General features: G+C 71.5%; 26 protein-coding genes, 2 tRNA genes and 1 pseudogene. 16 read left to right on the forward strand and 13 right to left on the reverse strand.

All coding sequences use genetic code 11. The features are described from left to right. The first annotated feature begins 53 nt into the window (after positions 1 to 53). From ABD352_RS24095 to ABD352_RS24105, 3 genes are all read left to right on the forward strand, one after another. Positions 54 to 308 carry a sigma factor-like helix-turn-helix DNA-binding protein gene (locus ABD352_RS24095; RefSeq protein WP_344614734.1) on the forward strand — a complete coding sequence of 85 codons (255 nt, stop codon included), beginning with the start codon at positions 54 to 56 and terminating at the stop codon, positions 306 to 308. 81 nt (positions 309 to 389) lie between these two features. Beyond that, on the forward strand, positions 390 to 1,361 hold the full coding sequence (locus ABD352_RS24100; protein WP_344614735.1) for a GlxA family transcriptional regulator: 972 nt from the start codon (positions 390 to 392) through the stop codon (positions 1,359 to 1,361). Between the two features lie 40 nt (positions 1,362 to 1,401). Next, a complete protein-coding gene (locus tag ABD352_RS24105) occupies positions 1,402 to 2,793 on the forward strand; it encodes a DJ-1/PfpI family protein (RefSeq protein WP_344614736.1) in 1,392 nt (463 codons plus the stop codon). 16 nt (positions 2,794 to 2,809) lie between these two features. On the opposite strand, the gene ABD352_RS24110 is transcribed toward ABD352_RS24105, so the two are convergent. From ABD352_RS24110 to ABD352_RS24135, 6 genes are all read right to left on the reverse strand, one after another. Further along, entirely contained in the window at positions 2,810 to 3,265 is a 456-nt protein-coding gene (locus ABD352_RS24110; protein WP_344614737.1) for a hypothetical protein, read from the reverse strand. After that, the gene (locus ABD352_RS24115) at positions 3,262 to 3,780 is read right to left on the reverse strand and encodes an RNA polymerase sigma factor (RefSeq protein ID WP_344614738.1); all 519 of its coding nucleotides are present in this window, start codon (positions 3,778 to 3,780) and stop codon (positions 3,262 to 3,264) included. The genes ABD352_RS24110 and ABD352_RS24115 overlap by 4 nt, the downstream gene beginning before the upstream one ends. A gap of 241 nt (positions 3,781 to 4,021) precedes the next feature. Then, the gene (locus tag ABD352_RS24120) at positions 4,022 to 4,948 is read right to left on the reverse strand and encodes an NAD-dependent epimerase/dehydratase family protein (protein ID WP_344614739.1); all 927 of its coding nucleotides are present in this window, start codon (positions 4,946 to 4,948) and stop codon (positions 4,022 to 4,024) included. A gap of 33 nt (positions 4,949 to 4,981) precedes the next feature. Then, positions 4,982 to 5,218 carry a hypothetical protein gene (locus tag ABD352_RS24125; protein ID WP_344614740.1) on the reverse strand — a complete coding sequence of 79 codons (237 nt, stop codon included), beginning with the start codon at positions 5,216 to 5,218 and terminating at the stop codon, positions 4,982 to 4,984. A 79-nt stretch (positions 5,219 to 5,297) separates the two neighbouring features. Further along, complete coding sequence (locus tag ABD352_RS24130) at positions 5,298 to 6,599, reverse strand: cellulase family glycosylhydrolase (protein WP_344614741.1); 1,302 nt, start codon at positions 6,597 to 6,599, stop codon at positions 5,298 to 5,300. Positions 6,600 to 6,704: 105 nt separating this feature from the next. Next, a complete protein-coding gene (locus ABD352_RS24135) occupies positions 6,705 to 6,905 on the reverse strand; it encodes a hypothetical protein (RefSeq protein ID WP_344614742.1) in 201 nt (66 codons plus the stop codon). 485 nt (positions 6,906 to 7,390) lie between these two features. Here ABD352_RS24135 and ABD352_RS24140 point away from each other — a divergent pair, with 485 nt between their 5' ends. The 7 genes and pseudogenes from ABD352_RS24140 to ABD352_RS24170 form a co-directional block, all read left to right on the forward strand. Next, positions 7,391 to 8,623 carry a hypothetical protein gene (locus ABD352_RS24140; protein ID WP_344614743.1) on the forward strand — a complete coding sequence of 411 codons (1,233 nt, stop codon included), beginning with the start codon at positions 7,391 to 7,393 and terminating at the stop codon, positions 8,621 to 8,623. 62 nt (positions 8,624 to 8,685) lie between these two features. Further along, positions 8,686 to 9,192 (forward strand): SigE family RNA polymerase sigma factor, encoded by a 507-nt coding sequence (locus ABD352_RS24145; RefSeq protein ID WP_344614744.1) that lies wholly within the window; start codon positions 8,686 to 8,688, stop codon positions 9,190 to 9,192. Further along, positions 9,185 to 10,012: a hypothetical protein gene (locus tag ABD352_RS24150; protein ID WP_344614745.1), complete on the forward strand. Its 828-nt coding sequence runs from the start codon at positions 9,185 to 9,187 to the stop codon at positions 10,010 to 10,012. Before ABD352_RS24145 ends, ABD352_RS24150 begins: the two co-directional genes overlap by 8 nt. Before the next feature lie 642 nt (positions 10,013 to 10,654). Further along, positions 10,655 to 10,930 (forward strand): type II toxin-antitoxin system Phd/YefM family antitoxin, encoded by a 276-nt coding sequence (locus tag ABD352_RS24155; protein WP_344614746.1) that lies wholly within the window; start codon positions 10,655 to 10,657, stop codon positions 10,928 to 10,930. Next, positions 10,927 to 11,181: a Txe/YoeB family addiction module toxin gene (locus tag ABD352_RS24160; protein ID WP_344614747.1), complete on the forward strand. Its 255-nt coding sequence runs from the start codon at positions 10,927 to 10,929 to the stop codon at positions 11,179 to 11,181. Before ABD352_RS24155 ends, ABD352_RS24160 begins: the two co-directional genes overlap by 4 nt. 683 nt (positions 11,182 to 11,864) lie before the next feature. Then, entirely contained in the window at positions 11,865 to 12,131 is a 267-nt protein-coding gene (locus ABD352_RS24165; protein WP_344614748.1) for a DUF2637 domain-containing protein, read from the forward strand. Between the two features lie 296 nt (positions 12,132 to 12,427). Next, positions 12,428 to 13,245 (forward strand): annotated as a pseudogene (locus tag ABD352_RS24170) (site-specific integrase); the annotation flags it as partial. Here ABD352_RS24170 and ABD352_RS24175 read toward each other — a convergent pair. The 3 genes from ABD352_RS24175 to ABD352_RS24185 form a co-directional block, all read right to left on the reverse strand. Then, positions 13,217 to 13,441 carry a hypothetical protein gene (locus ABD352_RS24175; protein ID WP_344614750.1) on the reverse strand — a complete coding sequence of 75 codons (225 nt, stop codon included), beginning with the start codon at positions 13,439 to 13,441 and terminating at the stop codon, positions 13,217 to 13,219. The pseudogene ABD352_RS24170 and the gene ABD352_RS24175 sit on opposite strands and share 29 nt — an antisense overlap. A gap of 95 nt (positions 13,442 to 13,536) precedes the next feature. Then, positions 13,537 to 13,610 (reverse strand) — tRNA-Ile (locus ABD352_RS24180). A gap of 93 nt (positions 13,611 to 13,703) precedes the next feature. Continuing rightward, positions 13,704 to 13,776: transfer RNA gene (locus ABD352_RS24185), tRNA-Asn, on the reverse strand. Between the two features lie 232 nt (positions 13,777 to 14,008). Between ABD352_RS24185 and ABD352_RS24190 the strand changes: the two genes are divergently transcribed. Continuing rightward, positions 14,009 to 14,341 carry a hypothetical protein gene (locus ABD352_RS24190; RefSeq protein WP_344614773.1) on the forward strand — a complete coding sequence of 111 codons (333 nt, stop codon included), beginning with the start codon at positions 14,009 to 14,011 and terminating at the stop codon, positions 14,339 to 14,341. A gap of 213 nt (positions 14,342 to 14,554) precedes the next feature. Next, a complete protein-coding gene (locus tag ABD352_RS24195; RefSeq protein WP_344614751.1) occupies positions 14,555 to 18,040 on the forward strand; it encodes a PA14 domain-containing protein in 3,486 nt (1,161 codons plus the stop codon). Here ABD352_RS24195 and ABD352_RS24200 read toward each other — a convergent pair. Further along, positions 18,021 to 18,692, reverse strand: a complete 672-nt coding sequence (locus ABD352_RS24200; RefSeq protein WP_344614752.1) for a sigma factor-like helix-turn-helix DNA-binding protein — start codon at positions 18,690 to 18,692, stop codon at positions 18,021 to 18,023. The genes ABD352_RS24195 and ABD352_RS24200 overlap by 20 nt on opposite strands. 126 nt (positions 18,693 to 18,818) lie before the next feature. Continuing rightward, complete coding sequence (locus ABD352_RS24205; protein ID WP_344614753.1) at positions 18,819 to 19,496, reverse strand: macro domain-containing protein; 678 nt, start codon at positions 19,494 to 19,496, stop codon at positions 18,819 to 18,821. Between the two features lie 71 nt (positions 19,497 to 19,567). Here ABD352_RS24205 and ABD352_RS24210 point away from each other — a divergent pair, with 71 nt between their 5' ends. After that, the gene (locus tag ABD352_RS24210) at positions 19,568 to 21,127 is read left to right on the forward strand and encodes an ADP-ribosyltransferase domain-containing protein (protein WP_344614754.1); all 1,560 of its coding nucleotides are present in this window, start codon (positions 19,568 to 19,570) and stop codon (positions 21,125 to 21,127) included. Here ABD352_RS24210 and ABD352_RS24215 read toward each other — a convergent pair. Continuing rightward, complete coding sequence (locus ABD352_RS24215; RefSeq protein WP_344614755.1) at positions 21,124 to 22,362, reverse strand: beta-ketoacyl-[acyl-carrier-protein] synthase family protein; 1,239 nt, start codon at positions 22,360 to 22,362, stop codon at positions 21,124 to 21,126. The genes ABD352_RS24210 and ABD352_RS24215 overlap by 4 nt on opposite strands. A gap of 29 nt (positions 22,363 to 22,391) precedes the next feature. Here ABD352_RS24215 and ABD352_RS24220 point away from each other — a divergent pair, with 29 nt between their 5' ends. Genes ABD352_RS24220 through ABD352_RS24230 form a run of 3 tightly spaced genes read left to right on the forward strand, consistent with a single transcriptional unit; the run spans position 22,392 to position 23,923 of the window. Next, complete coding sequence (locus tag ABD352_RS24220) at positions 22,392 to 22,985, forward strand: TetR/AcrR family transcriptional regulator (protein ID WP_344614756.1); 594 nt, start codon at positions 22,392 to 22,394, stop codon at positions 22,983 to 22,985. 3 nt (positions 22,986 to 22,988) lie between these two features. Beyond that, the gene (locus ABD352_RS24225) at positions 22,989 to 23,600 is read left to right on the forward strand and encodes a GNAT family N-acetyltransferase (RefSeq protein WP_344614757.1); all 612 of its coding nucleotides are present in this window, start codon (positions 22,989 to 22,991) and stop codon (positions 23,598 to 23,600) included. Next, a complete protein-coding gene (locus tag ABD352_RS24230; RefSeq protein ID WP_344614758.1) occupies positions 23,597 to 23,923 on the forward strand; it encodes a hypothetical protein in 327 nt (108 codons plus the stop codon). The genes ABD352_RS24225 and ABD352_RS24230 overlap by 4 nt, the downstream gene beginning before the upstream one ends. Here ABD352_RS24230 and ABD352_RS24235 read toward each other — a convergent pair. Then, entirely contained in the window at positions 23,916 to 24,479 is a 564-nt protein-coding gene (locus tag ABD352_RS24235) for a TetR/AcrR family transcriptional regulator (protein ID WP_344614759.1), read from the reverse strand. The genes ABD352_RS24230 and ABD352_RS24235 overlap by 8 nt on opposite strands. Between the last annotated feature and the right edge of the window lie 117 nt (positions 24,480 to 24,596).

Genomic DNA, 24,596 nt, shown 5'->3' on the forward strand with positions numbered 1-24,596 from the left:
GCTACGAGTAGACGACCCCGACACGGGCGGCGCGCAAGGCCAACGAGCAGCCCATGCCGATGCTCCCGGTCGATGCCGCCGACCCGCGCACGACGAGCGTGATCGCGGGCTCCCGGCTCGACCTCCTGGACGCGCTGGAACAGCTGGAGGCGCACCGGCCCGAGCTGGTCGCGCCCCTGGTCCTGCGCGACCTGTGCCAGCTGACCTACGACGAGATCGCCGAGCACCTGGCCGTCCCGGTCGGCACGCTGAAGTCCCGCATCCACGACGCCCGACGCCACGTCCGCGCATCGCTGCAGGCAGCCTGACAACGGGAGTGCCTGATCCGTCCGGTGGGAGGCCGTTGGAGCCCTGCCTGGCACCCCGTCCTGCGGGCTAGCGTCGGCGGTGTGGAAAGTGTGACGGCCGGTGCCACGCGAGTGGTCGTGCTGGTACTGCCAGAGGTCAACCTGCTCGACCTGGGCGGTCCGGTGCAGGTCTTCGACGCCGCGGCGGCGCTGGGCGCAGGCTACCGGCTGGAGTTCGTGGCCGAGGCCGAGCGGATGCGATCGGCGCAAGGACTTGCCCTGGCTGGGATCGGGCGGTTGCCGGAGGTCGGTCCGGGCGATCTGGTCCTGGTGCCCGGCCCGCGGCTGCGCGAGCCGGGCCCGGGACTGAACCTGGTGTCGGAGCCGGTGGTGGAGTGGCTACGGGCGGGGCACCGTGCCGGGGCCCGGATCGCGGCCGTCTGCACCGGTGCGGTGGCCCTGGGCGACGCCGGGCTGCTGGACGGCCGGCGGTGCACCACGCACTGGGGGTTGATCGAGCCCATGCGCCGGCGGTTTCCGGCCGCCCGGGTCCAGGACGGCGTGCTGTACGTCCACGACGGCCCGATCAGCACGAGCGCCGGCATTTCGGCCGGTGTCGACCTGGCGCTGTCGCTGGTCGAACGGGACCACGGACCGGCGCTGACCGCCGCCGTGGCGCGGGAGCTGGTGGTGTACCTGCGGCGGGACGGCTCCCAGGCACAGATCAGCCCGTTCCTGAGGCATCGCGACCACCTGCACCCGGGCGTCCATCGGGTGCAGGACCACATCGCCGCACACCTGAACACCCCGCGCACCCTTGCGGAGCTGGCCGCGGTGGCACACCTGTCGCCCCGTGGCCTGTCCCGCGCGTTCGTCGCGGCGACCGGCATCACCCCGCTGGAGTACCAGCAGCAGCTTCGCCTGGAGCAGGCCGCCGCCATGTTGGCCGAGACCGATCTCACCATCGAGGCCGTGGCCGCGCGGTGCGGCTTCCGCGACGCCCGGCACTTCCGCCGGTTGTACTCCGCCCGGTATGGCCAACCCCCGTCGGCGGTCCGCGCCGAAGGCCGCTGATCCGCTCTCGTCCTCCCTCGTCCGTACGGAGAAAGTCGTCATGCGACACGTGTTGCTTCGCCATGCCCGGATTCTGGCCCACGTCGTGCTCGGTGTGGTGCTGTTCGCCCTTACCCTGGCCGGCATCGGGCTGGCCGGGGTCGCCGCCACGATGCACGACAGCTACCCGTCCGCGGCGCCGGCCGCTCCGGCCGGGGGATGGCCGGAGCCGGCGAAGGCTCCGGCCGGACGTACCGTCGTCGCGGTCGTCATCGGCTCCACCGGATCGGTCGCCACTGACGTGCTCGCACCGTACGAGGTGTTCGCCCGGTCCACACGGTTCTTCGTCTACACCGTTTCGGCCCGCCGCGCCCCCGTTCCGCTCTCCGGCGGCCTGCAGGTCCTTCCCGACCACGCCGTCACCGACGTCGACGGCGGCGCCGTTCCCGCGCCCGACGTCGTTGTCGTGCCCGCCGTGGTGGAACCCACCGGCCCGGCCGAGGCCACCCTGCGGGGCTGGATCAGCCGCCAGGCCGACCACGGAGCACGAATCCTGGCGGTATGCGCCGGGTCGCAGTTCCTCGCCACCACCGGTCTGCTGGACAACCGCCGCGCCACGTCGTTCTGGGCCAACCTCGGCGGCCTCCGCGACAGCTACCCGCACACCGACTGGATCGCCGGCCGGCGTTACGTCGAGGACGGCCCGATCACCACCACCGCCGGCGTCACCTCCGGCGTTGTCGGCGCGCTCCGGCTGGTCGAGCAGATCGCGGGCACGGATGAGGCCAACCGCATCGGCCACGACATCGCGTACCCGGGCTGGAAGCTCGACGGCCCGACGACCATTGCCACGCACCGGCTCGTCCCGTCCGACCTGCCCTACGGTCTCAATGCCGCGTTCCCGTGGCTGCGCCCGACCGTCGGCATCGGGCTGGTCAACGGCCTCGATGAGATCGACGTCGCCGCAGCGTTCGAGTTGTACGCCGGAGCCTCCTTCGCCGCCCGCACGCTCACGCTCGCCGCGCACCCCGTCGTCACCACCCGGCACGGCGTTGTCCTGCTCGCCAGCCCCACCGGCACCACGACCGCCGACATCGACCGGCTCGTCGTCCCTGGCCTGCGCAGCCCTGACCAGGTCGACCCCGCCCTGCGGCAATGGGCCGGCGAGCACCACCTCGGCATCGACCTGCCCCACGCCACCCGCGGCGACGCGGAGTTCAGCTTCGACCCGGTCCTGCGCGACCTCGCCCGCCACACCGACCGGGCCACCGCCGTGACCGCCGCCAAGTTCACCGAGTACCCGGCCGACCATCTGCGGCTCGCCGGCGCCGCCTGGCCCTGGCGATCCACCACCCTCGCCGCGCTGACCCTCGTCGTCGCGACCATCGTGGCCATGCTGCCGCCGGCCGTCACACGCTTGGCATCCCGGCGCCGGCCGCCGGCCAGTCGATGAGGGCGTACCTCACGGCTCATGGAACCCGGCTCAGCTGTTCCTTGCGGCGTAGCAGAGCCGCCCTCCTACGGCGGGCAGCACGCAGATTGACGGCGGCCAGGACACCCAACGCCGACACCACGACGACCAACGACGGCTCGAGCTTGTGCCGCAGGGTGGTGATGACCAGCGCACCGACGGTGAACAGCACCCAGGCGCCCAATCCGAGCCAGCCGGCGACGACGCGATCCCGGGCGAACATCGGCGTCCTGCGGGTCACGGCCCAGGCGCCGAAAGCCGCCCAGCACAGTCCGATCGCCACCAGTACCGCGAATGCCACCACCGTCCGTGGTGGCAGCCCCGGCTCGGTTGCCCACAGCAGCGCGATCAGGCCGCTGCCGGCGAGCCCGGCGAGCGCCACCGTCACGTATCCGATCCTCTTCCGCAGCGACAACGGCGCGTCGAGCCGCTTGAGCAGATCCTCGGGCGTCATGCTTCGTACCCTTTCCGCGCCAGCTCGCGGCGCAACAACTGCCTTGCCCGATTGAGCCGCGACTTGATGGTGCCGACCGGAACGGCGCAGATCTGCGCGCACGCGTCCAACGGCAGATCCTCGAGGTAGAACAGCAGCAGTACCTCCCGTTCCCTGGCCGGAAGCGCCGCCAACGCGCTACCGATCGCCTCCCGATCGACCACCAGTTCGGCCTCGTCGGCTCCCGGCACGTCGTCGACCAGCTCAGGCTCCGGGCGTGCGTAGACGTCACGCAGCCGGTTCATCACAGCGCGGCGGGCGATGACGAAGAGCCAGGGGGCGAACCGGCCGGGCTGGCGCAGCCGCGGCAGCCCCTTGAAGACCGCCAGCCACACCTCTTGCACCACATCGTCGTCGGGCCCGGTCAGCATCCGCCCGACGTACCGCTCGACCGCCGGATGCCATGCCCGGATCAACTCGGCGAAGGCTTCCCGTTCGCCCAACTGGCAGCGAACCACCAACAACTCATCGGCCATCTGCCCTCCTTCGCCTGTTCAGTCGCAGCCCGCGCCGTGCAGGTTCACGTCTGGTCCCGGGGGGCTTCTGTACTTCTTGCCCAGGGGGCTTCGGGCCACTTCTTGCCCAGGGGGCTTCGGGCCGCGGTGCGCGCGTGACGCTTCGTCGCCGCCGCCTTGGTGCTGACCGCGTTCGCGGGGCTGCCGTCTCAGCGCCGCGCCAGGTCGAGCCCGAACCGGAGCTCGACCGCGTCCTTGGCCGTCAGGCCGCGTAGTGCCGGTACCAGTCGAGTGTCGCGGCCGCGCCTTCCGCGTGCGGGGTGACCTTGACGGGGCCGAACGCCTTCCGGAAGGCCGAGTCGTCGACGATGAACGCCCGGTCGCGCTGATACCAGGTCTCGCCGAGCTCGCGGACGGTCGGGTTGAACAGTCCGATCAGGCGCTGCGCCGTCCGGCTGAGTCCGGCAACCCGGGGCCTGCCGCCCGCCGCTGCCCACACGAGATCAAGGAACTCACGGCCGGTGACCGGCGCGGCGGCCGGCAGGTGCCAGGCGCGCCCGTCGGCCTCCGCGCGCTCGCCGAGGGTGACGAGACCGGCGGCGACGTCGGGAAGGTACGCGACGGTGTGCGGCTGATCGAGGTCGCCCACCCAGCGGGCGGTCTTCCCGGCCAGGGCGGCGGCGAAGACGGTCGGGCCGATGATGGTGTTGACGCCCCGGGGGCCGTAGTAGTCGGAGGCCCGTCCCAGCGTCGCGCGGATCCGCCCGGACCGGTGGGCGCCGAGGATCAGCTCGTCCACCTCGGCGCGGGCTCGGCCCTTGGGGTTGGTGGCGGCGTGTGGCAGGTCCTCGGTCATCGGCCCTTCGACGGGCCCGTAGACGTAGAGGTTGTCGGCCATGACCAGCTTCGCCCCGGCGGCCTCGACGCCGGTGAGGATCGTGCGGGTGAGACCTGGGAACTCCTCGGCCCAGCGCCCGTACTGTGGCTGCGCGCATTGGTAGACGACCGCGGCACCGGCGCAGGCGGCGACGGCCCCCTCGGTGGTCGTGACGTCGGCACGGAAGTCGCCCGGACCGGCGGCCGCGCCTCGGCTGACGGCGCGGACCCGGCGACCGCCGGCGGTGAGTTCGGCGACGACGGCCGAGCCGATCGCACCGGTGGCGCCGAGGACCACGTGCAGGTCAGACATGGCGGTTCCCCTCGATCCGATGTGGTAACTCCGTTATACAACGGGAAGCTCGGCCAGCTCCCGGTTGGCCTGCTCCAGGGCGAGGGTGCGCTGACGCCAGTCGCGGACGACCCGTCCGACCGCCCACGCCACCATCAACCAGACGTACGACGGCACCGCGTTGTCCAGACTCTGTCCCCGCGCGACCGCGGCGCCGAACACCGGAATGGCGGCGACGGCCAGCACCGGTGGCACCCACAGCCAGGCCTGCGGATCGCGCCGGCCACCCAACCGGCCTGACCACACGAGGACCCGCCGGCCGAGGCGCTCGACGTGCTCGACCGGCGTCCTGGTCCGCGAGGTGGCGCCGCTACCGCGCCGGTGGAGTGATCGCGGCGACCGGCGTCGAGCGTGGCGAACGCCTGCCCAGCAGGTCCCGGGCGTAGACGGCGTAGGTGTACTCCGTCGAGCCGTCGAGCCCGGTCAGCGTCACGTCAGGGCCGTAGGTCGTGACAACGGGGGTCTCCGCAGCGCCGTTGAGGGCCACCACCTGGTACGCCGTGCCGCCGAACCCGCCCGGCCGGCGTTGCCACGTCAGGCGGACGCTGCGGGAGGTCACATCGGCCAGGGACAGCTGCTGCGGCGCCCGGTTCTTGGGGTCGTCGGTAAATGACACCGGCTGCATCGCGTTGCGGAAGACGGTGGCTTCCCGCGTATTCGTCGTCAGCCCGTTGGGACCGTTGATGAACCGCCTGCCCCACGCCGTGCGGTTGTTGGCGTCGAAGTTGTTGACCAGGTCCAGATCTTTGTTCCTGCTGTCGTTACCGCTCCACGACCAGCCGAAGTAGCCCAGGTCGTGCGTCTGCGCATAGGCCATGATCGCGTCCGCATCCGGGTTGCCGAACTCGTGCTCGAGGGCAAACTCACCGATGACGATCGGCAGGCGACGCGCGACGAACGAGCCCAGGTAGCTGTCGACCTTGGCGGCGGTGCCGAATCTGCCGTACATGTGGATGTCGAAGACGGTGTCGCCCATGGGGTCGGCGGCGGCAACCTTCTCGGCGTTGTCCCGCATGATGAACGACTCGTCCTGGCCCCAGCCGGGGGCGTCGACCATCAGCGCATGCTTGAAGCCGGCAGCACGCAGCTCGCGGATCGCGCCGGAGGTCTGCTCCACCCAGGGCCACGCGGTGCCGTTGCCGAAAGGCTCGGCGGCAACGTTGATGATGACGTGGTCTTCCTGGCCCTCCAGCACGCGGCGCATGCCCAGCCAGAACTTGACCGCCTGGTCGATCGTCGCTGCCTTCTTCTCCTCGCCGAATCCAGCGGTGTCCTGCGCGTCGAGGACGCAGATCAGACGGTTCTGCCGGCAGAGCGCGACCACGTTCGCCACCTCGTCGGGCGTGGCCTCCGGGAACTGGTGCCCGAAGCCGAGCGGTACCCGTACCGCGTTCGCTCCGGCGGCCTTGATCGCGGCGAACGCGTCATTCTTGTCCGGGTACCAGATGACGTCATGGTTGACGCCGCGCAGCACGAGGTCGCTGCCGCTGGCCTCGACGAGCCGGCCGTCGCGCACCTGGATGCCGTTGCGCGACTTCGCCTGCCCGCGCACCTCGACCGACATGCGCGCGGCGACCAGTCCGATGAGTCCGATCAACAGAGACGCGAGCACCACCACGAACCTCACGCCTCACTCGGCTACCCACACCGGCCGCCCCCATGACACCGACCGGGGTGAACCGGCGCGCTTGCCGTGTCGGCCCAGCACTTCGCACCGTCAACTGTGAATGTGGATCTGGACGATGTACGCGTCGCCGGGCAACGCGTCCAGGTAGGCGTCCGCCGCGCGGTAGTACTCGTCCCACCGGCTGTCATCGAACATGTTGCCCGAGCCGGGGTAGTCGCCGTCATCCACCCAGACCCCGTCGAGCCGCAGCAGCTCCGAGGCAGGGACGACGCGCGCCACGCGGTTGCCCACGTACGGCTCGCGTTCGTAGCACCGGCAGCCAGCCGTCGATGCGCCATCTGTCCCAGCGACCGTCCGGACCATGCGCCATGTCGAACGGTTCCAGGGCGGCGGCGACCACCTCCGCCACCGGTTGCCCGTCGGCCACCTCGACGCACACCGCCACACTCGCCCCGGCCAACGCCCCGCCACCTCCGCCCGGCAGCATCCTGTAGCGAGCGACCCGCTGTCACCTCGAATACCGCGATCACCAGCAGGTGGATGCCCCGGTACAGAGCGCTGTTGTCCGCCGAGCACATGGTGATCGGTCCGCGGCGGGGAAACCGGCAGCCACGTCAAGGTCGCTCGCGTCCTTCGTCCCGACACGCCTGGGGCGCGGACACGGTTGCGAAGATCTTTTACGAATTCCTCGCCTCGGACGCAACCGACCCCGGCTGCCGGCGTGTCGGTAATGGACGCCCGCCACCGCGGCGGGCCGATCCATCGAGGAGCATCGAATGCCACCAATCGGGGGGCGGAGCACCGGGGTCCGCTGGGCCGTCGCGGCGCTGGCCGCGCTCGCGGCGATCGCACCGGCGTCCACGGCGCGCGCGGCGAGTTCGGCGGCCGGTCCGACGAACATCACCACCTCGACGTACGTGCCGGTCACCGACTCACCCATCACCCTTACGTTCACCGCCGAGCCGGGCTTCACCGCGCCCGTCCGGTTCGTCTACGAGATCAACGGACGCTCGAGGTCGGTCAAGGCCACCGGGGGTACCGCGAGCATTGCCTACACGCCGGTCGGGCGGACGATCCGGGTGTCCGCGCACGGCGTGTCCCGCGACGGCTCGGCCGGCCCCGAGGGCCGGCTCGTGCTGGGCGCGCTCGCCGCCACGCCGTACGCCGACAAGGACCTCGACGGCGACGGCCGGCCCGACCTGCTGACCGCGGGCGGGACGGCCGGCCTGCCGACCGGGGTCTGGCTGGCCAAGGGGCGCACCGGCGGCAACGGCAGGGTACGGGTGCCGGCGGCCGACATCGGGGTCAACGGCAACGGCGTCGGCACCAGCTTCGACGGTTCACGGGTGATCACCGGCCAGTTCACCGGCACCGGCTTCACCGACGTGCTGGTCTACTACGCCGGCGGCGTGAACCCGGGCTCCGGGATAGTCATCGACGGCAGCGGCGACGGAACGGCGCTGCAGGCCCAGCTCGGCTTCGAACACACCATCTCGGCCGGGTTCCTCACCGACCTCAACGGCGAGAACCCGCGGCAGCTCGTCAACGCCTACCACTCCGCCGGCACGAACTACGCCTACGCCGACCTGCTCGGCGTCTTCACCGGCGCCCTGGAGTACTACGCCAACCAGAACGGCACGCTGAACCTGGCGTTCCCGGTCGCGCTGACCAACCCGACGCCTACCGGCGGTACAAACTGGGCAGACTGGACGCTCGCGTCACTGTCGCTGCCGTCCGGCACCGCCATGTTTCTCTGGAACGCCGGCACCGGAGGCCTGTACCTCTGGACGGGCGTGACCTTCACCGACAACGGCGACTTCACCGGCTCGCTGGCCTACACCCAGCGGACGATCTCCACCGACTGGAACCGCGGCGTCGAGCTCGCCGACCTGCAGGCGGCGGACTTCGGCGGTGACGGGGTGCCCGACCTGTGGGCGGTCGGCCCGGCCGGGGACGTCACCGCCTACGTCGGGGGCAGCCGGGCCACGACCCCGCAGCACCTGCTCTAATGGCCGGTCGCGGGGCCACCTGGCCCCGCGACCGCCATGATCCCGTCCTCCCATCGACCGGAGTGCCGCGCCCGTTGGCCGTCGCGCCCGACTTCGCCGACTTCTACGAGGCGACGTTCCCGCAACTCCTCACCCAGCTCCATGCGTTCGTCGGCGACCGGGCCGAGGCGCAGGACATGGTCCAGGAGGCGTACACGCGCGCCTTCGCCAGGTGGTCGACGGTGGCACGGTTCGACGACCCCGTCGGCTGGGTCCGCCGGGTCGCCTGGAACCTGGCGATCAGCCGCTGGCGGCGGGCCAAGCGGCTACTGTCGCGGCACCGCGACCTGCTCCGCGACGACGTCGACGGCCCCGACGGCCTGTCCCTGGACCTGACCCGGGCCCTCGCGAAGTTGCCCCCGCTGTACCGGCAGGCGGTGATCCTGCACTATCTGGCCGACCTGCCGGTCCGTGAGATCGCCCAGTTCACCGGGGCCGCGGAGGGCACGGTGAAGGCCCGCCTGCACCGCGCCCGGGCGATGCTGAACGAGCTGCTCAGCCTGGATGAGAAGCGGGTGACCGATGGCTGAGCGCGACCCACTGCAGGAGCGGTTCGAGGCGTTCCGGACGCACTCGGTACGGACCGCGCGCCCGCCCGGGCTCCCGGCGATCGAGCTGACCCTGCGGCGGCGCCGCCGCCGACGGAGAGCCTGGAGCGCGGTCGGCGCGGCCGCCGCCGTGCTCGTCGCACTCGTCGCGCTGCCGCCCCGGTGGCACGACGGGGTCCAGCCGGATCCGGTGACGTCCGTAACCCCGGCGCCGACCGCGGACACCAGCTCCGCCGCGCCGTCGAACCCGGCCGCGACCGGGTCGAGCGGCCTGCCGGTCGCCGCGCCGGGATCGGGCACCGGCTCCTCGACGACGACCAGGCCGGCGTCGTGCGCGACGCCGCCGAACGGGGTCCCGGTCCACGACGAGCCTCTGATCAACGGGTACACGCTCACCGGCGGGACGGTGAGCGTCTCCCCGCCGACGTTCTTCGACCGGTGCCCGGACTATCGGCTGCGTTTCATCGAGGTGGTGTACGGCTGGAGCGTCCCACGCCAGCAGATTGTGCTCGTGCAGACCATCGAGCACTACCTGACCCAGGCGACCCCGTCCATCACCGTGCCGCGCTACACCTCGCCGCCGAACGCGCGGTTCTGCGGCGAGGCGTACGTCGTGCTGCAGACCACCCGCCCGGCCCCGGCGATGATCCCGGTCTCGGTCCAGGACGGCGGCAGCACCGCGTTCTACCAGTACGTGCAGAAGACGGCGATCGCCCTGCCAGATTTCTGGACCTTCGAGTCCCACACCGAAACGGTCTCGATCCCCCAGTGCGGACCGCCGGTCGCCACGTCCACCGGCTGAGGTACGACGCCAGAAGTACTCATAGTCGTCAATCACGCAGTGCAAATAGGCTTCCTCATAGGCGTCGATCATCACCGCGTACTGCTCCGGCGTCAGCTCGTCCCAGCCAGCCACGGCACCATCATCCACACGACGACCAGCCGACTCTGCAGCCGCCCAGGTGCCAGAAACTGTCATACCCGCCCGCTCGGCTGGCCCCGAGAAACGCGGCGAAAAGGGCGACTCGGGCGAAGGCTACGCGCGCCCGAATGGAGGTCAAGGTGGTGGCCTGTCCAGCAGAACAGCCACTCTCCAGCCGCAAGAACTGGTGGTCTGGCCAGCGGAGCGGAGCCAGTGCCGCGCGCCAGCGCGGCATGGGGGTGCGGCATGGGGGTGCGGGGGTGGGACCCCCCGCCTCGCGCCGGAGGCACGAAGCAGCACAGTGGGGCGGGCGGGACTCGAACCCGCGACCAAGGGATTCGCGGCAGTAGCGTCTCGTGGAGCCGGATTCGTTGCTACGCAACGGTTTCAGCTTCGTCGTGGTCGGGCTCAGTGTGGTCGGTTGCTGTACTTTGCTGCTGTACTTCCGCGCCGGCCGCCGGAGCTGACACGCAGGATGCGCAGGTTGTACAATTTCCTGTACGTCAGCACCCAGGGGGACTTATGCGCACCGTCAGCTACTCGGAGGTTCGGCAGAACCTCGCCAAGGTCCTCGACCAGGTCGTCGACGACGCGGAGGAGGTCGTGGTGACCCGCTCCGGACACGAGGCCGCGGTCATCATCTCCCTGCGCGAGTACGAGTCCTTGAAGGAGACGGCCTACCTGATGGCCAGCCCCGCAAACGCCCGCCGCCTCAACGAGGCGATCGAGGAGCTCCGCGCCGGCGGCGGTGAGGTCCGTGACCTGATCGACCCGGACAGCAGCACGGAAGCGGCGTGAAGGTTCAGTTCGCCTCCCGCGGCTGGGAGGACTACCTGAGCTGGCAGCAGAACCGCCAGATGCTCCGCCGGGTCAACCAGCTGATCGAGGACATTCGCCGCAACGGCCACGAAGGTATCGGCAAGCCCGAGCAACTGCGCGGCAACTGGGCCGGCTTCTGGTCCCGCCGGATCGACCAGGAACACCGCCTCGTGTATCGCATCGTCGACGACGTGGTGCAGATCGCGCAGTGCCGCTACCACTACGAATAAGGCTTCCTTCCAGCCCCTCCGTATACCCGTCGTCCACCCTCCGGGGAACAGGCCGGCGGCGGGGGCTGCCCTCGTGAGTACGGACCGCGACGTCCGCGATCACGCTTGGCGGCCCCCGCCGCCGGCCTGTTGGCTTTGCCTGGACGTCGGGGGCGCGGAGGGGCGCCCACCGGAGCCCTGAGGCCCCCGGCTGGAGGCCCCGCCGGAGGCAAAGACCGTGACCACCGATCAGCTGGCAGGGAGCGAAGCGACCGGTGACTGACGGGAGCAACGGTCGTGCGCCCGACGGACCGGAGTCAAAGGCTGCACCATCGTCGGCCGCAAGTTGGTCGGGCTTCTCTCAAGGGTCCTGTGCGTGCCCGCGGGCGGGTTCCCGGCCGGCGGGCTTCCGGCGCCGGCGCGGAGCGCGGGCGCCGCTTGCCCGCCGAGTCGGTGACCGCCCGCGGGCTGCGCCGAAGGCGCCTTGGCACCGCGCTGGGCCGGTTCGGCTCCCTCGCCGCGAACGTCGCGCACTGCTACATCCCGCCCTCCAGCGCCCCCACCGGCTGGCGGCAGAGGCCGGGGCGGTGCTGTCGGCGATGTTCTAGCCCGTCGCGGTCTTCATCGCGGTCGAAATTCTCGTCCGTACCGTCTGGCCGACCGGCTGGTGGTGGCGCCTAGCCCGGTTCGCCGGCCTGCTGCCCGTGGCGCTCGTCGCCGCCGTCGTGTCCTACCGTCACCTGTCCGGGCTGTTCCGCCACTACGGCGAAGACCCGCTCACGGCCACCCTCGGCCCTCTCGCCGTCGACGGCCTGATGGTCATGGCCGCCGCCGCTCTCCTCACCGCCCAAACCCGACCGGCCGCCGTCGTGGCTGAACCGGAGCCGCAGCCGTTGCCAGTCAACACCATCCGCCTCGAACCCCTGCCCCGCCCCGTCAACGGAGCGATCCCCTCAGGAGTCGTGCGATGAACCGTGAACTCCAGCCCGTTGAGCACTTCCTCACCGGACCAGCCGAGCAGCTCGCGAACATGCTGCGCCGCCGACGCTCGGGGGCATCTCGTCCGCTACGGCCGCCCTTGCCCGCTGTCCGACGGCCACTTCGCCATCAGCGTCACGCTCCTCGAGCCCGTTCCTCGGCCGCGGTGGTACCGGCGCATCACATGGCGGCTCTTCGGCAGAGTCGCCGCGATCGTCGCCGGTCTCGCCGGCATCGTGGCGCTCGGTTGGGGTGTGTGGCTGCTCTTCGCATGGGTGGTCGCGTCGCCCGCCGCTACCTGGTGCCCGGTCTCGGCAAGAAGCGGCTCGACCGTCTCCAGGCGCGCGATGTCCAGCTGTGGCTCAACGAGGTCGGCCGCACCTGTCAGTGCTGCGCGCAGCCTTGTCACAGGCGATCCTCGACGGCTACGCCAGCGTCAACGTCGCCAAGACGGTCCGGCTGCCCGCGATCCGCAAGCACAAGCGCAAGGCGTGGACGAGCGAAGAGGCGCGCCGGTTCCTGGAGTCCGCCAGAGCGGCCGGTGACCGCCTCTACGCCGCGTACGTCCTGGTCCTCGTGCTCGGCCTACGCAAAGGGGAGCTGCTCGGCCTCTGTTGGGATGATCTCGACTTGGAGGCTGGAACGGTGACCATCGACTGGCAGATCCAGCGCGTCGGCAAGGTCCGCGGTATCGAGCGCCGGCGGACCAAGACGGCGTCGTCGGATGCGACGCTCCCGCTTCCGCCGATCTGCGTGGTCGCCCTCAAGGAGCACCGGGAGGCGCAGAAGGCGGCGAAGGCGGCGGCAGGTGACGCGTGGCACGAGAACGGCCTGGTGATCACCACGAAGTTCGGGACCCCGATCGAGCCGCGGAACTTCCTGCGCTTCTGGGCCCGCCGCTGTGACGAGGCCGGCCTTCGGCACATCACCGTGCACGACGCCCGGCGTACCTGTGGGTCGCTGCTGGCGGACCTGGACGTTCACCCGCGGGTGGCGATGCAGATTCTCCGGCACGCGAACTTCAAGATCACGATGGAGATCTACACCCAGGTGACCGATCAGCAGACTCGCGACGCGCTCAAGAAGCTGGGTGAGGGCCTTGGATGAAGTCGGCCGGGTCGTACGGTTTCTGCCCGACCACGCAGTGGTAGCAGTGTGCAACCCCGTCGCCGGCGTTGTACCACTCATGCTCGCCGCAGTCGGTCTTGCCCTTGTCGGCGACGCCGAGGTTGATCAAGAACCAGGGCAGGCGCTTCCGGATGGCGGTTCGGGCCCGGAACCGCCCATGGCGGCCGCCGCTCATCGCTGCTTCAACCCTTACTGCTGTACTTTGCTGCTGTACCGGCCCACTAAAGGCCGCGCAGCGCACAAGGAAATGCCGCTGACCAGGACACACAGTGGGGCGGGCGGGACTCGAACCCGCGACCAAGGGATTATGAGTCCCCAGCTCTAACCTGCTGAGCTACCGCCCCCGAGCGTCGCAAGCTTACCGAGCCTCGCAAGTATCATGTCGCCCCGGAGCGTGGCAGATGTGAAAAATGGCCCCCCAAAGAGGGCCGAAGTTGCTCCCGCGATAGGACTCGAACCTATAACCTGCCGGTTAACAGCCGGCTGCTCTGCCAATTGAGCTACGCGGGATCGTGCCTTGCCGTCCCCCGCTGTTCGAGGGCGACCGGGAAAGAGTACAGCATGACTCGGGGGGTACACGCCAGCGGGTATCCCGAATCGCGGTGGGGGACCACCGGTTCGGGGGGTAACCGGGGACAACCGGTGCATGATCCATGTGTCGAAGCGACGATGGGCGGGTATGCCAACACAGACGGCGCACCAGGCACCGATGACCCGGCGTCGTCAGAAGGAGGTCGTCGCGATGCGCGGCAAGCTACTGTTCCTCGGCGGTCTGGCCGCGGGCTTCGTGCTCGGTGCCCGGGCTGGTCGGGAGAAGTATGAGGAGCTCAAGGCTACTGCTCTGAAGATCAAGGAGAGCCCGACGGTGCAAGAGGCCGCCGGGGTCGTCCAGGAGCAGGCGACGCGGCTCTACAGCGAAGGCAAGACCAAGGTCAGTGACAGGCTGGCCAACAGCCGGTTCGCCGAGACGGATATCGGGCACCGGCTGCTGCACTCGTCGCAGTCGCCCGCGATCGAGCGTGACATGGCGACCAGCGGCGCGCCCACCACTCCGTCGGGGGGCACAAGCTTCTGAGGAACCACTCATACGCGTGAGGCCGGTCCGGATTGGACCGGCCTTTCGCGTATGTGCGCTATCGCCCCGACTGTCCGGGAAATCGGGCGAACGGGATGGCATGTCGGGAACGAGACTCGAGCAGCGGGCCATAGGAGCGGGATCGGTACAGTCCCCACCGCGCAACGTGAAGTGTCCACATCGGACTGACACTGCGAACGCGAGGGGCCCGTCATGGGACGTCTGGCAAAGCTCGGCGCCGTGCTGCTCCTGGCCGGGGCGGCACTGGTCGCGACCGGCGAGGCGGGGCACGCGGCGCCGCCGGGAAACTTCCAGACGTCGCTGGTGCAGGGGACCGATCTCGACGGGCCGTCCGGGTTCGACATCGCGCCCGACGGGCGGATCTTCGTGCTGGAGCGCGGCGGCAAGGTGAAGATCATCAAGGACGGGGTGCTGCTGGCGCAGCCCTTCGCCGAGCTGCCCGCCGAGCCGAGCGGGGACCGCGGGCTGATCGGCATCGCGTTCGACCCCGAGTTCGGCATTTCGAACAATTTCGTGTACTTCTACTACACCGGCCACGACCTGCTGAATCACCTGGTGCGGTACGACGGCGCCGACGACATCGGCACGCAGGGCCCCTACCCGCTGTTCCAGACGTCGTCGCCCTCGCAGCTGCTGCACGTCGGCGGGAGCATAGCCTTCGGCCCCGACGGCAAGCTCTACCTGGCCATCGGCGACAACGGGGTGCCCGGCAACGCCCAGGACCTGAGCAACCCGCACGGCAAGATCCTGCGGATCAACAAGGACGGCTCGGTCCCGGCGGACAACCCCTTCTATGGGCAGCCGGGCAAGCTGGGCGCGATCTGGGCGTACGGCTTCCGCAACCCCTGGCGCTTCCAGTTCGACAGCGCCACCGGCCAGCTGTACGGCGGCGACGTCGGCGACTACACGTGGGAAGAGCTCAACCACATCGTCAAGGGCGGCAACTACGGCTGGCCGCTGCACGAGGGCATGTGCACCGCGAACTGCGCCGGGTTCATCGACCCGATCCACACCTACAACCACAACGGGCAGAGCGCGGCGGTCACCGGCGGCCCCATCTATCGCGGGTCGATGTTCCCCCCGGAGTACCAGGGCAGCTTCTTCTTCGGCGACTACGCCAGCGGCTTCATCAAGCGGGCCCAGCTCGACGCGAACGGGGCCGTCACCGGGGTCTACGACTTCGACAGCCAGGCCGGCGCGGTGGTCGACATGAAGGTCGCCCCGGACGGCTCGCTGTACTACATCACCTACTACCCGGGCGCCCTGTACCACGTCGTCTACAACGCCACCGCCCACGCCCCGGTGGCCAGCGCGAGCGCGAGCGTGACCCGCGGCATCGACCCGCTGACCGTCACCTTCTCCAGCGCCGGCAGCACGGACCCGGACGGCGACGACCTGACGTACCTCTGGAGCTTCGGCGACGGCACGACGAGCACCGAGGCGAACCCGGTCAAGACGTTCACGGAGAAGGGCGTCTACACCGTCCACCTGACCGTGTCCTCCGGCGGCGACCACACGCAGGCCCAGCCGATCGTGATCCAGGTGGGCATCCCGCCCACGCTGACGGTTGCGCTGCCGGTGGAGGGGCAGCTGTACCGCGCCGGCGACACCATCACGTACAACGCCTTCGCCAGCGACGCCGCGGGCTTCGACCTCAACGACGCGAACATCAAGACGGTCGTGCGGCTGCACCACGGCTCGCACTACCACCCCTTCGCCGGCCCGCTGACCGGCCGGGCCGGCTCGTTCACGATCCCGACGGCGGGCGAGGCCTCGGCCGACACGTCCTACGAGCTGACCGTGACGGCGACCGACGGCAACGGGCTGAGCACCACGAAGACGGTGACGATCCGGCCCCGCATCGCGAACCTGACGCTGGCCACCGACCCGCCGGGCCTGGGGCTCACGCTCGACTCCGTGCCGGTGAGCACGCCGATGACGACGGCCGGCGTGGTCGGCTTCCAGCGCCAGATCGCCGCGCCGAGCACGGCGGTCGCCGCCGACGGCACGGTCCTGCAGTTCGCCGGCTGGTCCGACGGGCACAGCATCCGCCACGTCATCACCACCGCCGACGCCGACACCACCTACACGGCGGCGTACCGGCCGGCGGCGCCGTTCGCGGCCGAGTTCTTCGACAACCCGACCCTGTCCGGCGCCCCGGTGCTCACCCGGCAGGACGCGAAGATCGACTTCGACTGGGGCGCCGGCGCGCCCGACCCGGCCGTGCCGGACAACAACTTCTCGGCCCGCTGGAGCACGACGCAGTGGTTCGGGGCCGGCCGCTACCGGTTCACCACGATGGCCGACGACGGCGTGCGGCTCTACATCGACAACAAGCGGGTCATCGACCAGTGGCAGGGCCAGACCGCCACCGCGTACTCCTACGACGCCGACCTCGGCGAGGGCGACCACGAGATCCGGCTGGAGTACTACGAGGGCGGCGGGGGCGCGCTCGTGCGGCTGTCCTGGGACAGCACGAGCGAGCAGCCGGACGAGACCTTCCACGGCGAGTACTGGAACAGCCCTCCCAGCGGCAACGACATCCCCGCCACCGCCCCGGACCTGGTCCGCGCCGACCCGGCGATCGACTTCGACTGGGGCACGGGCTCGCCCGCCCCGAACATCTCGGTCGACCGGTTCACCGCCCGCTGGACGCGGACGCTGAGCCTGGCGCCCGGGCAGTACGAGTTCGCGGCCACCGCCGACGACGGCGTGCGGCTCTTCGTCGACGGCGTGCCGGTCATCGACCGCTGGGTCGACGAGGCGCCGACGACGTACACCGCGACCCTGCCGATGGACGGCGGCCCGCACACGCTGCGGATGGAGTACTTCGAGAACGGCGGCGGCGCGGTGGCCCGGCTGGTGTACCACCGGGTCGGCGACATCCCGGCCACGCCGGCGTACCGGGGCGAGTACTGGAACACCCCGGACGCGGGCCCCACCCCGGCGATCCCGGACCGGCCGGCCGACCTCGAGCGCTCCGATCCCGAGGTGCAGTTCGACTGGTACGACGGTTCGCCCGCCCCCGGCATCGGCGCCGACCACTTCATGGCCCGCTGGACGCGCACCGACGTGCTGTCGGCCGGCGTGTACCGGTTCAGCGGCGCCGCCGACGACGGCATCCGGGTCTACGTCGACGACGTGCCCGTGGTGGACCTGTGGCAGCTGCAGAGCACGACGTTCTCGGTCGACAAGGTGGTGCTCGCCGGGCCGCACGTCATCCGGGTCGAGTACTTCGAGAACGCCAGCGGCGCCCGGGCCATGCTGGACTACCAGCGGGTCGGCGAGGTCGTGCCCACCGCCGACGACTCCTACGCCGCCGAGTACTTCGCCAACCCCGACCTGCAGGGCCCGCCCGTGCTGACCCGCCCCGAGGCGGCCGTCGACTTCAACTGGGGCGCCGGTTCGCCCGCCGCCGCCGTCCCGGCCGACTTCTTCTCCGCCCGCTTCACCCGCACGACGCGGTTCGAGGCCGGGACGTACCGCTTCACCGCCACCGGCGACGACGGCATCCGGGTGCTGCTCGACGGCGCCGTCGTCCTCGACGGCTGGGGCGACCACGCCGCGACCACGTACACCGCCGACGTCGACGTCCCGGCCGGCCCGCACACCGTCGTGGTCGAGTACTACGACCGCACCGGCGGCGCGGTGGCCCGCTTCAGCGTGGCCCGGACCTGAGGCTGCGCGGCAGCCCGAAGACGGGCAGCACGACGTTCTCGAAGCGGGTCAGCCCGCGGATGCGCTCGCCGTCCAGGGTGAGCACGTAGAGCCCGATGCCGTGGCTGAGCCCGTCCGGCCCGCGCAGGTAGGCGCCGAACGCCGGCTGCCCGTTGGCCCGGGTGGGCACCAGGTCGAAGCGCCGCCCGGCGCCGAAGATGCCGGCGCAGAAGCGGGTGACGACCTCGCGCCCCTCGTACTCGAACGGCATCGGCGGCATCGACATGAACACGTCGTCGGTGAGCAGCGCCACGAGCCCGTCGAGGTCGGCCGCCTCCCACGCCCGCACGAACCGGGCCACGACCGCCTCCTCGCCCGGCGACCCGGGCGCCGGCGCCGCGTCCGGCCGGTGCCGCAGCCCGGCGCGGGCCCGCTCGAGGTCGCCCTCGACCGACTCGACGCTCGTGTCGAGCATGTCCGCCACCTCGGCCGCCCGGAACCCGAGAACGTCGCGCAGGACGAGCACGGCGGCCTGCCGCGGCGGCAGCCGCTGCAGGGCGGTCACGAAGGCCAGCGAGATCGCCTCGACCCGCTCCAGCAGGGCGTCGGGGATCGGCTGGAGCCACACGACCTCGCCGAGCCGCGTCGGCTCGGGCGGCTCGACATCGGGCACGTCCTACCCCAACGCCCGCCGGTCGGCCGGCCGACGGGCGTTGCGGCACCGGTTGGTCGCGATCCGGAAGTCCTCCACGCCCGTACCGACACCGACCGCCGCCGGTCCTGGTCGCCGGGCGCGAGCTCAGCGGCGGGAGGTCCGCGGGGCCGGGGGAGTGATGCGGATGCGGCCGGTGCGCGGGCGGGTGTCGATGTCGCCCAGCTGGTCCTGGACGGTGGCGCGCAGTTCGTCGTAGTCGTCGAAGGAGTGCTCGCCGAAGAGGGTGTAGCCGGCCCACATCAGGTTGGCGCAGACCTGCGGCGGGACCTTGCCGGTGGCGGCGCCCATCCCGACCAGGGCCACCGAGGTGATGCTGCCCGGCTCGGCCGCGTTCTGCATGTGCACGGCCTGGAAGGCGGCGGCGCAGGCGAGGGCCACGTTCAGGGTCTCGCGGACGTTCTCGGCGGAGCCGTGCATGGTCGGGGTCGAGATGAGGTACTTCGGGACGGCCGCGCCCGACGGGACGCAGACGGCGCCGCCGATGGGCAGGGTGGCGCCGAATTGGGCGCGGATGGCCTGCTGCACGCGCAGCTGGATGCCGGCGCCGAGGTGGCGCTTGACGACCGCGTCCACGCCGCCGTCCATCCGGCCCAGCGAGTTGGTCGGGCTCACCCAGGCGTCGACCTGCTGGTTGAGGAGGGAGCCCTTGACGATCTCGACCCCCGGGGTGTCGGCGAAGGCGGACAGCCAGGCCTGCACGACCTTGGCGTTGACGTCGCTGAGCACGACCCGGAGCGTCGGCGTTTCCTGCGTGACGGTCATGGGGCGAGAACATACCCGACGGGGTGCTACTGTGCGACGTCCACAGTGGAGCGTGCGGGGGGAGTACGGCGATGAGCGACGACCCATTGAAGCTGGCCGAGCTGTTCACGGGCGGGGGCGAGCCCTGGCTGCCGCTGCTCGGGCCGGTCATCGAGGCCCAGCCGGACGCCGGCACGTTCATCGGGCCGCAGCGCGGGCCGCAGATCGTGCCGGTGCGGGAGCTGACGTTCCAGGCGTTGAAGCCCAACCCGCCGCACAAGTGGAAGGTCGTGGTCTTCGGGCAGAACCCCTATCCGCGGCCGGAGAGCGCCACCGGCATCGCCATGTTCGACAACACCTTCCACGACTGGGCGGACAGCCAGTTCGGCAAGGTCGTCAGCATCCGCTGCATCATCAAGGCGGCGGCGATGTGGAAGTACGGCATCCAGAAGAAGACCCCGATCGCGGACATCCGGAAGCTGCTCAAGGAGCGCGACGCGGTGGCGCCGCCGGAGTGGTTCCAGGCGATGCTCACGCAGGGCGTGCTGCTGCTCAACGCCTCCCTCACGGCGAGCGCGGACGGCGCCATGGGGCCGGATCAGCACACCGCCTTCTGGCGGCCGGTGGTCGAGCGGCTGGTCGAGGAGATCCTGCGGGCCAAGCAGGACGCCGAGGAGCAGGACCGGGGCGTCGTGTTCGCGTGGTGGGGCGCGCACGCCCGCGGCCTGAAGAGCCTGGTGCAGCGCCTGCAGCGGCGGTACCCCGGGGTCGAGGTCCGCCACATCGACCACCCCAACCCGGCGGCCCAGGGCGACATCTTCTGCGACAACGAGCACTTCGCCACCGTCAACGCGGCCCTGGAGTCGCTCGGCGCCGACCCGATCGACTGGCTGCCCAGCAAGGGCTGGAACGAGCTGGCCCCGCGCGAGGGCGCCGAGCGCATGGGGGCGTTCATCGCCTCGACGATGGAGCTGCACCAGCTGTACCTCGAGCGCCTGGCCAGCGTGAAGGACGAGGGCCTGGCGCTGCCGGAGATCACCGGCGTCTTCGCCACGCCGCTGATGGACTTCCGGGCGGCGGCCAAGCCGGTGGCCGACCTGCTGTCCGGGCTGGACTACTACGTCGAGGCCTCGGACACCTTCGGCCGGCGCGTGGACGGCCACGGGCTGAGCGCGGACGAGGTCGCCGCCCTGTACCTCTATACCTGCGAGTCGGCGTTCTACCGGCGCATCAACGCCACCCTGCGCGATCCCGACCGCGGGAAGATCGCGCCTTACCTGCCGTACCTCAGGCTGCTCTTCTCGGCTCTTTCGCGGCTGCCGGTGCGCACCGAGCCGCTGTGGCGCGGGGTCGCCTTGGACCTGCGGGCGCAGTATCCGCTGGGCAAGACGGTCACCTGGTGGGGCGTGTCGTCGTGCACCTCGAAGCTGACCGTGGCCCGGGCCTTCCTCGGCGGGCGCGGCCGGCGCACCCTGTTCGAGGTCACCCCGGCCCGGGCCGTGGGCATTCGCGACTTCTCCGCGTTCACCGGCGAGGAGGAGTTCCTCCTGGCGCCGGGCACGCAGCTGCAGGTGACGGAGGTGACGGCCGAGCGGGGCGGCCTGTGCACCGTGCGGCTGGCCGAGCTCGCCGACCAGCGGATGGTCAGTTAGGCCTTCGTGAAGAGCAGCGACGCGTTCTGGCCGCCGAAGCCGAACGAGTTGCAGATGGCCGCGGTGAGCTCCAGCTTGCGGGGCTCGCCGGTGACCACGTCGAGGGCCACGTCGGGCTCCTTCTGCTCGAGGTTGAGCGTCGGCGGGATGATGCCGTGCACGACCGACAGCAGGGTGAGGATGCCCTCCACCGCGCCGGCCGCGCCGACCAGGTGGCCGAGGCCGGACTTGGGCGCGGTCAGCACGACGTGGTCGCCGAGCGCCCGGCGGATGCCGACGGCCTCGCCGACGTCGCCGGCCTGGGTGGACGTGGCGTGGCAGTTGACGTGCCCGACGTCGGCCTTGCTCAGCCCGGCGTCGGCCACGGCCTTGGTGATGGCCTTGACCTGGCCGTCGCCGGTCGGGTCGGGGCCGGTGATGTGGTAGGCGTCGGAGGTGATGCCGATCCCGGCCAGCCGGCCGTGGACCCGCGCGCCCCGGGCGGCGGCGTGCTCGGCCCGCTCCAGGACGATCACGCCGGCGCCCTCGCCGAGCACGAAGCCGTCCCGGCCGACGTCGAACGGGCGGGAGGCCCGTTCCGGCTCGTCGTTGCGCTTGGACAGGGTGCGGGCCTGGGCGAAGCCGGCCAGGGTGAGCGGCGCGATCGCCGCCTCCGCGCCGCCGGCCACGACGATGTCGGCCTCGCCGAGCCGGATGAGCCGGGCCGCGAGGGCGATCGCCTCGGCCCCGGACGCGCAGGCCGAGACCGGGCAGTAGACGCCGGCCCGGGCGCCGAGCTCGATGCTCACCCAGGCGGCCGGCCCGTTGGGCATGAGCATCGGCACGACCAGCGGGGAGACCCGGCCGGGGCCCTTCTCCTCCAGCACGTCGTCCTGGCCCAGCAGGGTGTTGAGGCCGCCGATGCCGGTGGCGATGACGACGGCGAGGCGGTCCCCGTCGACCTCGGGGGCGCCGGCGTCGGCCCACGCCTGCCGGGCGGCGACCACGGCGGCCTGCTCGCAGCGGTCCATCCGCCGGGCGGTGACCCGGTCGAGCAGGGTGTCGGGGGCGACCGCCATCGGCGCGCCGATGCGCACCGGCATCTCCTCCAGGCGCGGGTGGCCGGCCAGCAGGTCATCGATGCGTCTTACGCCGGAGCGGCCCTGTAGGGCCCCCTCCCACAGTGAGTCCACGTCGGCGCCGATCGGGGTCAGGGCGCCGAGTCCGGTGACAACTACGTCAGCAGTACTTCCCACCACCTAGTTGTATCGCATACAAATATGGAATGTCCATCACCGAGCCCGCCAGGGCCCGCGGCCGGCGCACCCGGGCCCGCATCCTGCAGTGCGCGGCCGAGCTCTTCGCCGCGCGCGGCCCGGCGGCGGTGAGCGTCGCCGAGATCGCCCGGGCGGCCCAGGCGTACCCCCACCAGATCACCTACTACTTCGGCTCGAAGGACGGCCTCTTCGTGCACGCGGCCCTCTCGACCCTGCTGCGCGACGCGGCCCGGCTCGAGGCGGTCGGTATGCGCCGGCGCGACCCCGACGGCTTCCGGGCCGCCGTGGCCCGCACCGCGCTGGCCCTGCCCGCCCTGCCGGGGGCGGTCCAGGCGATGTCGATCACGCGGCTGCGGCCCGAGCTGCAGCCGGTGGCGCAGACGTACCTCGCCGTGCTCTTCCGCCGGGCCGAGACCTACCTCGCGGCGCTGCTGGACCGGCGGGGCTGGACCGTCGACCGCCCGCCGCCGGTGGAGGTGCGCACCTTCTGGAGCGCGGTCCTCGGCGCCCGGCTGATCTCCGAGTCCGGCTACGGCGGCCGCTCCTCCGACGTCGACCTGGCCGGTCTGCTCACGATCCGGGCCCGGCAGGTGCAGGATTAGCGCATGATTTCGGCGGTGCCGGCCAACGAGGCGAGCCGGGAGGACCTGCAGGCGGTCTTCGGCGAGCGGGGCGACCCGCACCGGTGCCAGTGCCAGTACTTCAAGACCACCGGCAGCGGCTGGGCCAAGGGCCCGGTCGAGGAGCGGGCGGCGGCGCTGTACGCGCAGACCCGCTGCGGCGACCCCGGCGCCCCGGCCACCATCGGCCTGGTCGCCTACCTCGACGGCGAGCCGGCCGGCTGGTGCGCGGTCGAGCCGCGGGCCGCCTACCGCCGCCTGCGCACCGCCCGGGTGCCCTGGGCCGGGCGGGACGAGGACCGCGACGACCCCGGCGTGTGGGCCGTCACCTGCTTCGTCACCCGCGCCGGCTTCCGCCGCATGGGGGTGAGCGGGGCCCTCGCCAGGGCCGCGGTCGGCTTCGCCCGGGACCGCGGGGCGGCGGCGGTCGAGGGCTACCCGATGGTGGTCGAGCCCGGTGCGGACGTGCCGTGGCCGGCCGAGCTCTACGTCGGCACCGTCGGCATCTTCGCCGCCGCGGGGTTCGTCGAGGTCAGCCGTCCGACCCAGCGCCGGGCCGTGATGCGGGTGGATTTCGGGGTATCGTCCCGCCCATGACACGCCTCCTGGCCGCCGTCGGGCTCGCCGCCCTGCTCCTGCTGACGGCGTGCGGCGGCAAGGGCACCGCCACGGGCGAGATCGTCTTCTCCGGCGGTCCTTTGCCGAGCGACCAGGCCCGGGCGGGCACCGTCGTCGTCTGGAGCGGAACCGAGCAGATCGTCAGCCGCAAGCTCGTGGACGGGGAGCACTTCCGCTTCGAGCTGGCGCCCGGGAAGTACCGCTTCCAGGCCGTCAGCGGCGACGCGCGGTGCGCCGACGAGCTCGTGCTGGTCGGCGACAACCTGGAGACGGCCGTGCGGCTGGAGTGCCAGGTCAAGTAGCGGGCCAGCTGGACAGTGCCCGGTCGACGGCCGCGAGCACCCCGGCCCAGCTGCGGTCCAGGTCGCGGGCGGCGCGGAAGCCGCCGTCGGTCTCGATGTCGATGAACCCGTGCACCGTGCTGTGCACGAACCGGACCGCGTCCACGCCCCGCTCGCCCTCCAGGTCGTAGCCGCGCAGCAGGGTGGCGCAGCCGGCCACGACCCGCGCCTGGGCCGCCGCGCCCGCCGGGTCGCCCAGTGGCCGCTTGGTCGCCTGGTAGCGCCCCGGGTGGGCGGTGGCCCAGGCCCGCAGCGCCCCCGCGTAGGCCTCCAGGGCGGCGAGCCGGGTCCTCCCGCGAAGCGCCTCGTCGAGCTTGCCGGCGATCTCGTCGGTGGCCCGGCCCGCCGCCCCGTCCAGCAGGTCCTCCATGTTCTTGACGTGCTCGTACAGGCTGGGGATGGCGACACCGAGCCGCCGCGCCAGCGCCGTCATCGTCAGCTGCTTGATCCCCTGCTCGTCGGCGAGGTCCAGCGCGGCGGCGCAGACGAGGGCACGGTTGAGGCCGGCACGAACCATGGCCCCAGCGTATGGCGGGGTCAGCTCGGCGCGAACTTCTGGGCGCCGCGGCCGGTGCACGGCGACGAGCACGCCCGCTCTCTTGCGCTGCACCCGACACTGTCGGACACTGTCCCG

The organism is Dactylosporangium salmoneum, from assembly GCF_039532525.1.
Classification (GTDB): Bacteria; Actinomycetota; Actinomycetes; order Mycobacteriales; family Micromonosporaceae; genus Dactylosporangium; species Dactylosporangium salmoneum.